This window comes from Thalassospira sp. ER-Se-21-Dark (genome assembly GCF_017922435.1).
Classification (GTDB): Bacteria; Pseudomonadota; Alphaproteobacteria; order Rhodospirillales; family Thalassospiraceae; genus Thalassospira.
In genome coordinates, this window is record NZ_VDEZ01000001.1 from 298,925 (window position 1) to 313,888 (window position 14,964).

Sequence of the window (14,964 nt, forward strand, 5' to 3'; positions counted from 1 at the left end):
GCCCTTCGTTTAGGTCGCGCAGAGCTTGATGTTTGCTTTGTACGACCGACGGTTTTTCCCCATGGGCCTCATGCTTCATCTGGAAGATGTCCGCAGGCGGCCCGTCATTCGTATCGGAAAGGCTGCGCGCTCATCGCGCTGCTGTTCCAAACGTCTGATCGTCCGCCGTTGGACGAAGAACTGTGAGCCACCCGTCATTGGGCATGCTTTCGTCAAAGCTGCTCACACGAAACCGGTATTGCAAACACCGCGCCAGTTCTTCCGCGATGCGGGACAATTCCATCAAATCGTTGAAAATAATCATAATTTGACGACCGCATCTGCACAGGATGTTTTTTAACGCGCCAAAATGACTATTTTTTGCACAAATTTAAATCACTCATTTTTCTTGATGATTATTTTTTAATCACTTTAGTAAGTCCAGCCAAATTCCCCAATCTGCCGAGTAAGCATTTTCATCAATATTTTCAGCTTGTTAAGAGATAATTTTCTCAATTTTCAATTCTGGCACGGCACTTGAATATATTGAAGCAAGAGCGCGGGCAGTGTCGCCTGCGGCTCCGGCGAAAAAGCCGATTGTATATATAAAGAATCCAAAGACGGGTTCACCGGATAATGACGTCCGTTGCGAAATGCCTCTTTTGAGGGCAGGCCGCATCGGGCGTTTTTTTTGTGCCAATTCGCATCCCGCGACGAGGAGCCAGAGACAAATGAACCACGTCACTGCTGCATTACGAACCGCCAAAGTCCGCCTGGTTGTCATCGGCAACGGCATGGCCGGCATGCGGACCGTTGAAGAAATCCTGAACCGCGCGCCAGACAAATATGACATCACCGTTTTCGGTGCCGAGCCGCGCGTGAACTACAACCGCATCATGCTGTCGCCACTGTTGTCTGGCGAAAAAGATTTCGACGAGATCGTGATCAACACCCCGGAATGGTACACCGAAAACAACATCCATCTTTATTCCGGCGACCCGGTGGTCAAGATCGACCGCGACCGCAAAGTGGTGATTTCCAAAAGCGGAACCGAAACCGAGTATGACCAGCTTTTGCTGGCAACCGGTTCTGATCCGATCATCATCCCGGTTCCCGGTCACAAGCTTGACGGCGTTGTCACCTTCCGCGATGTCGATGATGTCGACACCATGCTGGGTGCTGCTGCCAAGGGCGGCCCGGCAGTCGTCATCGGCGGCGGGCTTCTGGGCCTTGAAGCGGCCGTGGGCCTGCAATCGCGCGGCATGGATGTCACGGTTTTGCATCTGGCAGGCCATGTCATGGAACGCCAGCTTGACCCGTCGGCGGGTTATCTTCTGGCACAAGAACTGGAACGTCGCGGCATCACGGTGATTACCGAGGCCGATACCGCCGAAATCGTTGGCAGTGAACATGTTACCGGCGTTCGCCTTAAAGACGGACGCATGATCCCGGCTGATCTGGTGGTTATGGCTGTTGGCATTCGCCCAAATGGGCGCCTTGCCGCAGACGCGGGTGTTGCAGTCGAACGCGGAATCGTTGTTGACGATGTCATGACCACCAGTGATCCGGCGATCTTTGCCGTTGGCGAATGCGTTCAGCATCGCGGTCAATGTTATGGCCTGGTTGCCCCGCTGTTTGAAATGGCCAAATCACTGGCCGATCACATGGCCGAAATCGAAACCGATGGCTATACCGGTTCGGTGACTTCGACCAAGCTTAAGGTGACAGGCGTCGATGTTTTTTCCGCAGGTGATTTTTCCGGCGGCGGCGAGACAGAGGAAATCGTTTTTCGCGATGCCGGTCGCGGCGTTTACAAGCGTATCGTGCTTGAAGACGGCAAGATCAAGGGTGCGGTCCTGTATGGCGACACATCCGATGGCGGCTGGTATTTCCAGCTGATGAAAGACGGCGAAGACGTCACTGAACTGCGTGACACACTTGCCTTTGGTCAGGCATTTGCGGGGGGATCTGCCGGAAACCCTCTTGATGCCGTTGCAGCCCTGCCAGACGATGCAGAGATCTGTGGCTGTAACGGCGTTTGCAAAGGATCGATCGTTGCCGCCATCAGTGAAAAGAGCCTGACCACCCTTGATGAGGTCAAAGGCCACACCAAGGCATCGGCATCCTGCGGGTCATGCTCTGGCCTTGTCGAAAACCTGTTGGCGGCAACCCTTGGCGGCGATTATCAGGCCGCGACGGTCAAGCCGATCTGCACCTGCACCGATCATGATCATGACAGCGTCCGTCGCCTGATCATCGCCAAAAACCTGAAATCCATGCCGGCTGTCATGCAGGAACTGGAATGGAAGTCATCTGATGGCTGTCATGTTTGCCGCCCGGCTTTGAACTATTACCTGCTGGCGGCATGGCCGGGTGAATATGTCGATCACGGTGCATCACGCTTTATCAACGAACGCGTTCACGCCAACATCCAGAAAGACGGCACCTATTCGGTTATTCCGCGCATGTGGGGTGGCTTGACCAACCCGCGTGAACTGCGTGCGATTGCCGATGTTGCCGACAAGTTCGAAATCCCCACCGTCAAGGTTACCGGCGGCCAGCGCATTGACCTTTTGGGGGTCAAAAAAGAAGACCTGCCGGCTGTCTGGGCCGATCTCAATGCGGCGGGCATGGTATCAGGCCATGCTTATGGCAAATCGCTTCGAACGGTCAAAAGCTGCGTCGGGCAGGAATGGTGTCGCTTTGGCACCCAGATGTCGATGGGCATGGCCGTCGAACTGGAAAAAATGACCTGGGGATCCTGGATGCCCCACAAGTTCAAAATGGCCGTATCGGGTTGCCCGCGTAACTGCGCTGAAGCAACCATCAAGGATTTCGGCGTTGTGGCCACCGATGGCGGCTGGGACCTGCATGTTGGTGGCAATGGCGGCATTCATGTCCGTGCGACCGATCTTCTGTGCAAGGTCACAACCGATGACGAGGTCAAGGAATATTGCGGCGCCTTCATTCAGCTTTACCGTGAAGAGGCCCGCTACCTTGAACGCACGGCCCCCTGGATCGAACGGGTTGGCATGAAACATGTTCAGGAACGGGTCGTCGATGATGAAGCCAACCGCAAGGCGCTGTTTGAACGCTTCATGATCAGTCAGAAAACAGCGCAGATTGATCCATGGGCAGAACGCGCATCCGAAGGCGTTGACGCGCACGAATTCACCCCCCTTTCGATGGTCGCAGCGGAGTAAGACAGATGAGCAACAATCTTACATGGGTAGTAGTCGGGCCCGCTGCCAACATCCCGCAGCAAGGGGCACGCACCCTGCAAACCGAAACGGATCGCATTGCGATTTTCAGAACTCTTGATGATCAGATCTTTGCATTGCTTGACCGCTGCCCGCACAAACAAGGGCCGCTGGCACAGGGCATCGTCCATGGTCATTTCGTGACCTGTCCGTTGCATAATATGGTGTTCTCGCTTGAAACCGGCGAGGCACAGGGACCCGATGACGGCTGTGCCGCCAAGGTGGAATGCCAGGTCATTGACGGGATTGTCCGTGTTGGCCTGACCGAACTGCAAGCTGGATTGCGCCATGCAGGATGAGGTCAAAACAACCTGCCCCTACTGCGGTGTTGGCTGTGGCCTGATCATTTCGCCAACCCGTGACGGATGGGCTGTGGGCGGCGATCCGGATCATCCGGCCAATTTCGGGCGGATATGTTCCAAGGGTGCCGCGCTGATCGATACCATCATGGCCGAGGAACAGCGCGATATTCGCCTGCTGGAACCGGAAGTCGATGGCAAGCAGGTCTCTTGGAATGATGCCATTGGCGAAACGGCAAAGCGCCTGCGCGATACCATCGACCAACATGGCCCGAAATCGGTGGCGTTTTATGTCTCGGGTCAACTTCTGACCGAGGATTACTATGTCGCCAACAAGCTGATCAAAGGCTTCATCGGATCGCCGCATATCGATACCAATTCCCGGCTGTGCATGGCATCAACCGTGGTCGGGCACAAACGGGCGTTTGGCGCGGACGTTGTGCCGGGCTGTTACGAGGATCTTGAAATCGCCGATCTGGTCATTCTGACCGGATCAAATCTGGCATGGTGTCACCCGGTGCTGAACCAGCGCCTGCGCACGGCCAAGGAAAAACACGGCACAAAGATCGTCGTGATTGATCCTAGGCGGACGGCAAGTTGCGATATTGCCGATCTGCACCTGCCGATCAAACCGGGCAGCGACGTTGCCCTGTTTAACGGGTTGCTGGCCTGGCTTGATCAAACTCGCAATACCGATCTTCGTTACGTGGCCCGTCATGTGACCGGCTACGAACACGCCGTGGCAGAAGCACGTGCTGACTGCCCCGATATCGAGACAACCGCAGAAAAATGCGGGCTCGACACCCATGAAAGCGCTGATGAACTCGGCTCGGGTCTGGGAAAACTGGAAACGTTCTTTAACTGGTTTGCGGCCTTTGAACGCACCGTCACCGTGTTCTCGCAAGGGGTAAACCAGTCATCAAGCGGATCGGACAAGGTCAACTCGATCCTGAATTGCCATCTGGCAACAGGGCGCGTCGGAAAGCCGGGTTCAAACCCGTTTTCCGTCACCGGCCAGCCCAATGCCATGGGCGGACGCGAAGTTGGCGGGCTTGCCAATCAATTGGCCGCCCACATGAACCCCAATGACCCGATTGATGTTGATCGCGTACGTCGGTTCTGGAAATCCGATGTTCTTGAACAGGGCGAAGGGTACAAGGCGGTTGATATGTTCCGCGCCATTGAGCGTGGGGAAATCAAGGCTGTATGGATCATGGCGACCAACCCTGCCGTCAGCCTTCCGGATGCCGATCGCGTCCGGCTTGCGCTATCACGTTGTCCGCTTGTGATTGTTTCGGACGTCGTGAACGATACCGATACATTGCGCCATGCTGATATCAAACTCCCCGCTGCCGGTTGGGCCGAAAAATCGGGCACGGTCACCAATTCCGAACGCCGCATTTCGCGCCAACGCCCCTTCCGAGAGGCCCTTGGCAATGCCAAGCCAGACTGGTGGATCATGTCCGAAGTCGCCAAGGCCATGGGCTTTGGCAAGGCGTTTAAATACAAGGACCCAAGCGACATCTTTGTCGAGCACGCCGCCCTGTCGGAATTCGAAAATGATGGCACACGTGCCTTTGATATCGGTGCATGGCACAAGGCCAGAAAATCGGTCTATGACAGTATGGAACCGTTTCAATGGCCGGCCTCGCGCAAATCTCAGCCTGCGAATGGCGCAACCCGTCTTTATGGCGACGGCATCTTCACCACTTCAAGTGGGCGCGCCAAGATGCTTGGCCTTACCCACAGCCGCCCGCAATCTCAAACCAGCCGGGAATATCCACTGATTGCCAATAGCGGCCGTTACCGCGATCAATGGCACACCATGACGCGTACAGGCACTGCCGCGCGCCTCAGCGCGCATCGCCCTGAACCGTTGCTTGAAATTCACCCAAAGGATGCTGTGCTTTACGGCCTTTCTGATGGCGGGATCGCCCGGATCAAAAGCCAGCATGGCACTGCATTGATGCGGGTGGCAATTACGGATGCACAGACACCAGGACAGGTTTTCGTTCCGATGCACTGGAACGATGTCTTTTCGGCCGCGGGTGGGATTGGTCGACTACAGCCCCCCAATGTTGACCCCCACTCCGGCCAACCCGAAAGCAAGCATATCCCGATTACCCTCGAGCCATTTAGCGCCAAATGGCAGGGATTGCTGTTTTCAAGCACACCGGTTGATCTTTCCAAACTGCCCTACTGGGTCGGTGCGACCGGACCGGGCAGCATGGTTTTCGAAATCGCCGGTGATGCCCCGATCCTGTTTAAATCCCTGTTGCCGATTACAGCAGGCAGGGACGTTGAGCAGATCATTGAATATTCCGACGCCAACAAGGGGGTCCATCGGTTTGCCCGCCTTGAGGGTGATCGGATTACCGGGGCGCTGTTTGTCGGCCCGGATCGTCCGGCACTTGGTCGTGACTGGGTTTCAAACCTGTTTGGTGCGAATGCCATCGCGCCGGTTGAACGCAACGCGCTTCTGGCCGGGCGGATGCCCGATGCCGGGGCGATCAATGATCGCCTGATTTGCTCATGCTTCTCGGTTGGTTTGGCCGCAATCAGCAAAGCCATTTCTAAACAGAATGCCGTGACGGCGATCGACATCGGCCGCCTGCTTCAGGCCGGAACAGGATGCGGATCCTGCGTGCCGGAGATAAAGGAGATTCTCGATGACGTATTACCGCGCGCCGCAGAATAGCACTCTCAACACCACGGCATCTCGGGCAAGCACCGATCAGCCGGACGAAAAATTCGCCTACTTCCCGGCATTTGTGAAAGTGCAGGGCAAGAAGGTTGTCGTACTTGGGGGCGGCGAAGTTGCCGCGGGCAAGCTCCGCCTTCTTTTGCGCAGTCACGCCGATATCACGGTCATTGCGCCTGAAGTGTGCGATGACGTTGCAAACATGCACAAAACCGGTCAGATCACTTGGGAACGCGCCCCGTTTGTCGATACCATGATTAATGGCGCGATCATGGTGTTTGACGCGACGGACAACCCCCATCTGACCAAGCGGGTCGAGGCGGCAACCAAACGACGCAACATCCTTCTGAATGTCGTCGACAAGACCGCGCAATGCGATTTCATTGTGCCCGCCATTCTGGATCGCGCGCCAATCATGATCACGATCTCGACAGGCGCCTGCGCCCCGGCACTGGCACGCATGTTACGGCAACGACTTGAAACCGTGTTCCCGGCAACCTTGTCAAACCTCGCCAAGATCGCCCGTGACGCCCGCGAGACAGTTGCCGCACATTTGAACGACAGCTTGTCTCGACAGCGCTTCTGGACCCGTTTTTTCCAAAACGCCTTGCGCACGGACAACACCGGCAAAGTCACCCCGGATGACCTCGCACATGAACTCCGCACCTTTGTCCCGCAAGGCAGCAGCGCAACCGTGCCGTCCGGCCAATCCTTGCAGGTCACGATCAGCGCCAATAACGCCTATGACATCCCGCACGGTGTTGCCGGCAACATCGAAACGGCAGATATCATTTTCCACGACAAAGATGTTGCACCCGACATCCTTGCCCTGGCCCGCCGGGATGCGACCCTTATCAGCATCAGTCCGTCTACCGACAAACACGGCGAAATACCCGACGCCGGATTGGCGATCAGCAAACAAATCCGGTTCTTCACCCAACAGGGCATGAACGTCCTGCGGCTTTGTCGAAACTGACAGCCAAAGTAAGCAGTTGAAGGTTATTCACCCCCGCGACGACCAAGACCACTGGTGGCTGTTGCAATGTAAAGCGAGGTGACATCAAACCGCACCCGAAATCAAAATCCAGCTTTAATACGACCATCCGCATGGCGTTGAAGAACGTGCTTTTGCAGGGCTTCCGCGTTCAGGTTGTTTGGAATCAGGCAGGCCCTTAAAGAGCCAGGTTCGACAGGCCATGCCCGTAATCGGGGAAACTTCGGTCGCCTCGTTCAGAATGTTGGAGCTGAGCAACGGCGACGAAGAAAAAGCCGCACTAACCCAAAACACCACAAGCAAGCTAAGCACAGCCATGACAACATGCACCGCAAGGCGTGTCACGACGTTGCAATTGTGCGCCTTGTTGGGTCCTGGATTAAACAAGGGCATCACTTGCTATCGCGCTGGAATATCCAGTCATGGTCCGGGTGGTTCTGGAACCGCCATTTGCGCACTGGGCCTGCCATGACATTGAGGTAATACATCTCATAGCCATAAGGGCTGCCACACGGATGATGTCCTTTGGGCACCAGTACAACATCACCGTCTGACACCGCCATGGTTTCATCTAGTTCGCCATCTTCGGTAAAGACCCGCTGGAAACCAAATCCCTGTTTGGGATTGAGGCGATGGTAGTATGTTTCCTCAAGATAGGTCATGTCGGGATAGTTATCCTCGTCATGACGGTGTGGCGGATAGCTTGACCAGTTGCCTTGCGGGGTAAAGACCTCGGTCACCAGAAGACTATCGGCGATGTCTTTTTCTTCCATCGCAATCGGGTGGATATATCGGGTATTCGCCCCTTTGCCACGCTCTACGAGCTCGATGTTTTCGATTACGCGTGCAGGGTAATTTCCCTTCCCGGGTGCGGTACAAACCGCAAGTGTGCAATCGGTTGTCGCAATAGCTTTCCAATTGGCATCATTGGGCGCATAGACACAGGCTGGCGGGATACGCTCAAACACGCTCATGCGTTTACCGAGTTCACCGAAATCCTGATCATCGACAGAAATCTCTGCCTTGCCTTCAACCAAAACCAGAATGACCTCGCGATCGCCGGTTGCTTCCCGGGCAGTTTCGCCGGGTTTCAGATGATACAGCCCAAACCCGACATAACCCCAGTTGGCACTATCAGTCGTGATATCGTGGACCTTCCCGGTCGTTCCATTCGGCTTTCTGAGCAGATCTGCCATCAGGCGTCTCCTTTATCCAGTCCGGTTTTCTGTGCCATGTCGCGCAGCGATTTCAGTCCCAATGACTGATATTCAAACGGGTTACGAACGTTCGGATCCTGTTCTGCCTCGATCACTAGCCAGCCGGAATATCCATGGTCGGCTGCGATTTTAAGAACCGGTTCAAATGCAACGCCCCCCTCGATATCGCCCGGGACGGTAAAGACCCCGCGCCGCACACCTTCAAGGAAGCTAAGCCCTTCTTCACGGACCTGTTTGCTAATAGTCGGGCGCACGTTTTTGCAATGGATATGGCCAACACGATCCATGTAACGCGCCGCCAGTTCTTCGGGGTCGGCACCCCCGAACCAGGCATGACCGGTATCAAGCAGAAGCTTGGTTTTCGGCCCGGTATTTCTCATGAAGGCATGAATTTCATCGGCCGTTTCTACAATCGTACCCATGTGATGGTGGTAGACCAGATCAATGCCCTGATCGGCACAATAGGCGGCGATTTTTTCGACATCCGCACCGAACTTGGCCCAATGGTCGGCATGCAGAACCGGGCTGTTATTAAGGGCTGCGTTATCATTGCCGTGAATGGCGTTTGACGTTTCACAGACAATGCAAACCTTGCATCCCATCGCCTTCAGAAGATCCAGATGCGGTTGAATGGCCTTTTTCTCGTCCTCGACCGAATGGGTCAGAAGATTAAGCGAATGCCAACCTGAAACGAATTTAAGGCCATGTGGCGCAAGGGCAGCTTTCAGTGCCGCTGGTTCGGTCGGCATCTTGTGACCTTTTTCAATGCCGTCAAAGCCAATCTTTCCCGCCTCGGACAAACAGGTTTCAAGGCTGATGTCTGCGCCAAGGGTCTGGTCATCATCATTGGACCATGCGATCGGATTGGTACCGTAAAGGATCATTATTTTAATCTCCCGGGCGCTGCTTTTTCAGCGCGGCTTCGTAATTTTTTCTGGCTTCGTTGACGCTTGGGCGAACCGATACTTCCGGCACGGCGACATCCCACCAATGACCACCGGCCTCCGTGCTTGGCAACGGATCGGTATCAATCACAATGACATAGGATCGATCAGCCTCTTTGGCGCGCACCATGGCGTCTTCAAGCTCGTTGATCGAGGATACCTTTTCGGCAATCGCCCCCATCGCACCGGCATGCGCGGCAAAATCAATTGCCGAGGGCACGACATGACGCGCGGTATCAAGAAGGTTGTTAAAGCTTTCCCCACCGGTTGCCATCTGCAAACGGTTGATACAGCCAAAGCCCCGGTTATCAAGGATCACAGTGATGATCTTGTGCCCCAGCATCACACTGGTCGCGAGCTCGGAATTCATCATCATGTAGGATCCATCCCCCACCATAACGACAACCTCGCGATCCGGGCAGGCCATCTTGACCCCAAGCCCACCGGCAATCTCGTATCCCATGCACGAGAACCCATATTCAACGTGATAGCCATTGGGTCGGGCTGCTTTCCATAGCTTGTGAAGTTCGCCAGGAAGCCCACCGGCTGCACAAACAACAATCGCATTTTCATCTGTGCTGCGCTGAACCGCACCAATCACCTGTGCGTCCGTTGGCAACGCATTTCCTGTTGGCGCCGCGGTGACACCCTCAACCGCATCCATCCAGCTTTGCTTGAGTGCCGGGTCCACCGCACCTGCACGATATTCGCCCAGTTCCTTGGTGAGCTCCGCCAACGTGACCTTGGCATCACCAACGACCGAAATCGCGTCATGTTTACGCGCATCATAGGCCGCGACATTGATCGAAAGAATACGACGATCAGGGTTCTTGAACAGCGACCAGCTGCCCGTTGTGAAATCCTGAAGACGTGTACCAACCGCAATGATTAGATCGGCGTCCTCGGCAATGGTGTTGGCACTGCTTGCCCCGGTAACACCAATCGAGCCCATATTGAGATCATCATCCCACGGCAAGGCAGATTTCCCTGCCTGTGTTTCGGCCACCGGGATGTTGTGACGATGGGCAAAATCATGCAGATCACCACAGGCTTGGGCATAATGCACGCCACCACCGGCAATGATCAGCGGCTTTTTCGCCGATCTGATCGCGCCAATGGCGTCTTCAATCTGTTGAAGGTCCGCACGGGGACGCAGCTTTTTCCATGTCTTTGGCACAAAGAAGCTTTCCGGCCAGTCATAGGCTTCTGCCTGCACATCCTGACAAAATCCCAAGGTCACCGGCCCACAATCGGCCGGATCTGTCAGAACCGCCATTGTGCGCGGCAATGCTGTCAGAAGCTGTTCCGGGCGGGTAATGCGATCAAAATATCGACTGACCGGTTTGAAGCAGTCATTGGCCGAAATCGTACCATCCCCAAAATCTTCGATCTGTTGCAAAACCGGGTCCGGTGCACGATTGGCGAATACATCGCCGGGTACAAAAAGAACCGGCAACCGGTTCACATGCGCCAGTGCCGCGGCCGTCACCATATTGGTCGCACCCGGCCCGATCGACGTTGTCACGGCCATGGCCCGTTTGCGATTGGATGCCTTGGCATAGGCGATTGCCGCGTGTGCCATGCTTTGTTCGTTATGACCACGCCAAGTCGGAAAACTGTCGCCTGCGCCATGAAGTGCCTCACCCATTCCGGCGACATTGCCATGACCGAAAATGGCCCAGCAGCCCCCGAAAAAGTCTTCTCCGTCGTGATTGCGCTGTACACTCAGATAACGCACCATTGCTTGGGCAGCGGTTAATCGAACGGTTTTCATGCCGCTCCTCCCGATTTTTTGCGTGCCGCGTCCCAGGTATCACACAGGGCGCGATATTTTTGGGCCATTGCTGTAACGGCCTGATCATCGGCAATCGTACCTTGCATCCAGTCACGCGCAACATCGATGAAGATCGTGCGCCCGACAGCAAAGCCTTTGACCATGTTAAAGCGCGCCGCAACCTCGAAGCTTTCCACAAGCTCTGCTTCTGGTGCATCAAGACCAAGCACGACGATACCCCGGCAATAGGGATCATTTTGGGCAATCGCATCGCACGCATTGCGCCATGCCGCATCCGATTTCATCGGTTCAAGCTTCCACCAATCGGGATAGACACCGATTTCATAGAAACGCCTGATCACCTTGGCCGTTGTTTCATCATCACAATCGCGAACCTTTGACGGAATAACTTCCAGAAGGAATTCCAAGCCATTGCCGCGCGCTGCATTGGCAAGCCGAATGATGGTGGCTTCCTGATCGGCCTTGGTAACATCATCATCATCGGGATGATAGAAGCACAAAACCTTGACCACATGCTCCACCGGCCATTCGGCCAGTTGCGTGCCAAGATCGGGACCAATTTCCAGTTCAAGCGGACGCGACCCCGGAAGTTCAACCGGTCGCCCGATCCAAAGCCCGGTGCCCGCCGCCGCATAAAGGGCATCACGCCCCAGTCGGCGGTCGCACAGGATGCCGTATCCTTCCCTGCCGCCCGAAACATTCTGGACCGCGCGCAGGCACAGCTCCTTGAACGGACCAATGCGGTCATGCGAAACGCTGAGATCATCGGCAAGATCTTCAAGCTGCATCCGGTGATCAAATGCAAAAACCCGCATTTCAGGCCAACTGCCGCTACGGTTGGTTGACCAGTGGATTTGCTCCAACTCTGCATCGTTGCGCAGTTCCGGCGTTTTGATGCCACGATCAAAGAAGAATTGCAGTTCATCCCAACTCGGATAAGCAGGCGTACAGCCATGGCGCGACACCGCGAATGCACCACAGGCATTGGCGTATTTCAGGGATGTTTCCCAATCTGCATCGCTCAGCCAGCCTTTCAACAGGCCCGACATGAACCCGTCACCCGCCCCCAGGACATTAAACACATCAACCGCAAATCCCGGCCCGGAAATTCCGTCATCAAGGCTTTTGCCAATTTTGTCCGCAAACGCCACGGCCCCCATGGGACCACGTTTACAAACCAGCGTCGCATTCGAAATCACCCGAACATTTTCAAGCGCTTCGAGCGTGTCGGTCACACCACCGGCAATATGGAATTCTTCCTCAGTGCCGACGATCAGGTCAAACAGATGAAGCGTTGCCTGCAATTCCTTGGTAACAGCGTCCGAGGCAATGAAACGGTTTTCACCATCTCCATGCCCCGACAGCCCCCAAAGATTGGGACGGTAATCAATGTCTAGTGCTGTTTTGGCGCCGGCATCACGGGCCAGTCGAACGGCCTTGAGAACGGCCGCACGGGTTTTGGGATGTGAAAGGTGCGTCCCGGTAACCGTCACACAGCGTGAACTTGCAATGAAGTCGGGATCAATATCATCCTCACACAGCGCCATATCGGCACAGTTTTCGCGATAGAAAATCAACGGAAACTGTTCTTGATCGCGCACGCCCAAAAGCACAAGCGCGGTCAGGCGTTGTGGATCGGTTATGACACCCTGAACATCAACGCCTTCAGCAACCAGCTTTTCGCGGATGAACCGCCCCATATGCTCGTCGCCAACCCGCGTAATAAGCGCAGATTTCAATCCCAGTCGCGCAGTCCCGCACGCCATATTGGTCGGGGAACCACCGATATACTTCTTGAACGAAGCCATGTCCTCAAGACGCCCACCAATCTGGGTGCCATAAAGGTCAACGGATGATCGTCCAATCGTAATGACATCAAGCCGCTTCATTAAATCGTCCCTCCAAGGGACCCTTCGAGTTCGGCCAGTTCCTGACCGCCCGCCATAAGGTCCTGAAGCTCTTCGGGTTTGATTTCACCCCGCTTCGCCGTGCCGTGGGTTTGGCCGCGGTTCAAAACCGTAAACCTGTCGCCCACTGCCATGGCGTGGCGCACGTTGTGGGTAATGAAGATGACGCCAATTCCGGCTTTGCGCACCCGATCAATGGTCGCCAGAACGTTTGACGTCTGGCGCACACCAAGTGCCGATGTCGGTTCATCAAGGATCAGGACCTTGGCGCCAAAATAAACGGCACGCGCAATCGCAACTGTTTGCCGCTCCCCCCCCGAAAGCGTGCCAACCGCCTGTTCGGGTTCGCGCAGATTGATGCCCATGGATGCCATTTCATCCAAGGTGACCTTGTTGGCATGCTTGAAGTCGATCCATTTGAACGGGCCGAAGCTTTTGCGTGGCTCGCGGCCCATCCAGAAATTGCGCGTTACAGACATCAGCGGGATCATCGCCAGATCCTGATAAACCGTGGCGATCCCGGCTTCCATCGCATCACGCGGACTGTCGAAAACGGTCTCTTGACCACTGACCCGCATGACACCTTTGGTCGGCTTGTGTACGCCTGACATGGTCTTGATGAAGGTCGACTTTCCCGCACCGTTATCACCCAAAAGACAGTGGCACTCGCCTTCCATCACATTGAAGGAAACACCGCCCAACGCGATTACCGGTCCGAAATGCTTTTCGATATTGTCCATTTCAATCAATGGCGTGCTCATTACCGTTCTCCCGTAATCATGCGGCGGATATAGGTATTCATGATCACAGCAAAGATCAGGATACCGCCCAGGAACACCCGGAAAAGCGAACTTTCCGCACCGGCAAAAAACAACCCTTGCTGAACGACGCCAAAGATCAGCGCACCCAATGCAGCACCGATGACCGAACCATAACCACCTGTCAGAAGTGCGCCGCCAATCACCACACAGATGATGGCTTCAAATTCCTTAAGCAAACCACGGTCGGCTGCAGCCGAACCAAATTCCATGACCTGGCAGGTCGCGAAGACGGTTGCGCAGAATGCGGTAAACATGAACATCAGGATCTTAACGCGATTGACCGGAACACCAACATAACGTGCGGCCTGCGCATCCCCGCCAGATGCGAAAATCCAGTTACCAAAACGCGTTTTGGTCAAAAGCCAATGACCAAAAATGATCAATGCCAGCGCCCAGATGACCAGCATCGGCAGACCTTCAACGACCGGCTGCCCGATACGGGAACCACGGGTAAAGGTATCAATAACACCGATATCGCCAAGCCATTGGAAGAAGCCCTTGAAGATCACGCCGCCAAACAGCCAGGCAAGCGGATCACCCTCAGCAACTTCCTTAACCCCGCCAATAATTGTCTGCCGGGTTGTCAGGATGGAAAGCCAGATGGTCAGACCACGCAGAATATACAAGAATGCCAAGGTAACAATGAAGCTCGGCAGACCGGTTTTGATCACCAGAAAACCGTTCAGTGCGCCCAGTGCCGTGCATACGATGAAGGCCGCAATAATAGACAGCCAAACCGGCAGGCCCCATTGAACAGACAGAATGGCAATCACCACACCTGCAAAGCCGATCATTGAGCCGACCGAAAGATCGAATTCACCGGCAATCATCAACAGGCAGGCACCGACTGCGATGATGGCAAACTGGGCCGATACAACGCCCCAGTTCTGAATGCCTTCCGGGGAAAACATGCCGCTATCACCGGCAATCATAAAGAAGAAAACAAAGACCAGGATCGTACCGCAGATCGCACCGAGTTCGGGCCTGATCATGGCACGGCGAATGGCTGAGACTTGCTTGAGCCGCTCGTCCGACATGGCATCACTC

The 14,964-nt window shown here is 55.1% G+C and carries 11 protein-coding genes; 5 read left to right on the top strand and 6 right to left on the bottom strand.

Annotated elements, in window-relative coordinates; all coding sequences use genetic code 11:
* Positions 1-28: 28 nt before the first annotated feature.
* The 5 genes from FHI25_RS01330 (at position 29) to FHI25_RS01350 (ending at position 7,215) form a co-directional block, all read left to right on the top strand.
* Positions 29-340: a hypothetical protein gene (locus tag FHI25_RS01330; protein ID WP_147419463.1), complete on the top strand. Its 312-nt coding sequence runs from the start codon at positions 29-31 to the stop codon at positions 338-340.
* A 370-nt stretch (positions 341-710) separates the two neighbouring features.
* Entirely contained in the window at positions 711-3,182 is a 2,472-nt protein-coding gene (gene nirB / locus FHI25_RS01335) for a nitrite reductase large subunit NirB (RefSeq protein ID WP_210514300.1), read from the top strand.
* A 5-nt stretch (positions 3,183-3,187) separates the two neighbouring features.
* Positions 3,188-3,538 (top strand): nitrite reductase small subunit NirD, encoded by a 351-nt coding sequence (gene nirD / locus FHI25_RS01340; protein WP_210514302.1) that lies wholly within the window; start codon positions 3,188-3,190, stop codon positions 3,536-3,538.
* Positions 3,528-6,236, top strand: coding sequence for a nitrate reductase (locus FHI25_RS01345; protein ID WP_210514304.1), 2,709 nt, complete (start codon positions 3,528-3,530; stop codon positions 6,234-6,236). Before nirD ends, FHI25_RS01345 begins: the two co-directional genes overlap by 11 nt.
* Entirely contained in the window at positions 6,208-7,215 is a 1,008-nt protein-coding gene (locus FHI25_RS01350) for a bifunctional precorrin-2 dehydrogenase/sirohydrochlorin ferrochelatase (protein ID WP_210514306.1), read from the top strand. Before FHI25_RS01345 ends, FHI25_RS01350 begins: the two co-directional genes overlap by 29 nt.
* A 410-nt stretch (positions 7,216-7,625) precedes the next feature.
* Here the strand turns inward: FHI25_RS01350 and iolB are convergent, their stop codons facing one another.
* Genes iolB through FHI25_RS01380 form a run of 6 tightly spaced genes read right to left on the bottom strand, consistent with a single transcriptional unit; the run spans position 7,626 to position 14,954 of the window.
* Complete coding sequence (gene iolB, locus FHI25_RS01355) at positions 7,626-8,429, bottom strand: 5-deoxy-glucuronate isomerase (protein ID WP_210514308.1); 804 nt, start codon at positions 8,427-8,429, stop codon at positions 7,626-7,628.
* Positions 8,429-9,334, bottom strand: a complete 906-nt coding sequence (iolE, locus tag FHI25_RS01360; RefSeq protein ID WP_210514310.1) for a myo-inosose-2 dehydratase — start codon at positions 9,332-9,334, stop codon at positions 8,429-8,431. The genes iolB and iolE overlap by 1 nt, the downstream gene beginning before the upstream one ends.
* Positions 9,335-9,338: 4 nt before the next feature.
* Positions 9,339-11,168 carry a 3D-(3,5/4)-trihydroxycyclohexane-1,2-dione acylhydrolase (decyclizing) gene (iolD, locus tag FHI25_RS01365; protein WP_210514312.1) on the bottom strand — a complete coding sequence of 610 codons (1,830 nt, stop codon included), beginning with the start codon at positions 11,166-11,168 and terminating at the stop codon, positions 9,339-9,341.
* On the bottom strand, positions 11,165-13,078 hold the full coding sequence (iolC, locus tag FHI25_RS01370; protein WP_210514314.1) for a 5-dehydro-2-deoxygluconokinase: 1,914 nt from the start codon (positions 13,076-13,078) through the stop codon (positions 11,165-11,167). Before iolC ends, iolD begins: the two co-directional genes overlap by 4 nt.
* Positions 13,078-13,857, bottom strand: coding sequence for an ATP-binding cassette domain-containing protein (locus FHI25_RS01375; protein ID WP_063088785.1), 780 nt, complete (start codon positions 13,855-13,857; stop codon positions 13,078-13,080). Before FHI25_RS01375 ends, iolC begins: the two co-directional genes overlap by 1 nt.
* A complete protein-coding gene (locus FHI25_RS01380) occupies positions 13,857-14,954 on the bottom strand; it encodes an ABC transporter permease (RefSeq protein WP_063088784.1) in 1,098 nt (365 codons plus the stop codon). Before FHI25_RS01380 ends, FHI25_RS01375 begins: the two co-directional genes overlap by 1 nt.
* Positions 14,955-14,964 lie beyond the last annotated feature (10 nt).

Coding starts and splice junctions, on each gene's coding strand:
- FHI25_RS01330 (WP_147419463.1), top strand. CDS start 29: ATGTTTGCTTTGTACGACCGACGGTTTTTCCCCATGGGCCTCATGCTT.
- nirB (WP_210514300.1), top strand. CDS start 711: ATGAACCACGTCACTGCTGCATTACGAACCGCCAAAGTCCGCCTGGTT.
- nirD (WP_210514302.1), top strand. CDS start 3,188: ATGAGCAACAATCTTACATGGGTAGTAGTCGGGCCCGCTGCCAACATC.
- FHI25_RS01345 (WP_210514304.1), top strand. CDS start 3,528: ATGCAGGATGAGGTCAAAACAACCTGCCCCTACTGCGGTGTTGGCTGT.
- FHI25_RS01350 (WP_210514306.1), top strand. CDS start 6,208: ATGACGTATTACCGCGCGCCGCAGAATAGCACTCTCAACACCACGGCA.
- iolB (WP_210514308.1), bottom strand. CDS start 8,429: ATGGCAGATCTGCTCAGAAAGCCGAATGGAACGACCGGGAAGGTCCAC.
- iolE (WP_210514310.1), bottom strand. CDS start 9,334: ATGATCCTTTACGGTACCAATCCGATCGCATGGTCCAATGATGATGAC.
- iolD (WP_210514312.1), bottom strand. CDS start 11,168: ATGAAAACCGTTCGATTAACCGCTGCCCAAGCAATGGTGCGTTATCTG.
- iolC (WP_210514314.1), bottom strand. CDS start 13,078: ATGAAGCGGCTTGATGTCATTACGATTGGACGATCATCCGTTGACCTT.
- FHI25_RS01375 (WP_063088785.1), bottom strand. CDS start 13,857: ATGAGCACGCCATTGATTGAAATGGACAATATCGAAAAGCATTTCGGA.
- FHI25_RS01380 (WP_063088784.1), bottom strand. CDS start 14,954: ATGTCGGACGAGCGGCTCAAGCAAGTCTCAGCCATTCGCCGTGCCATG.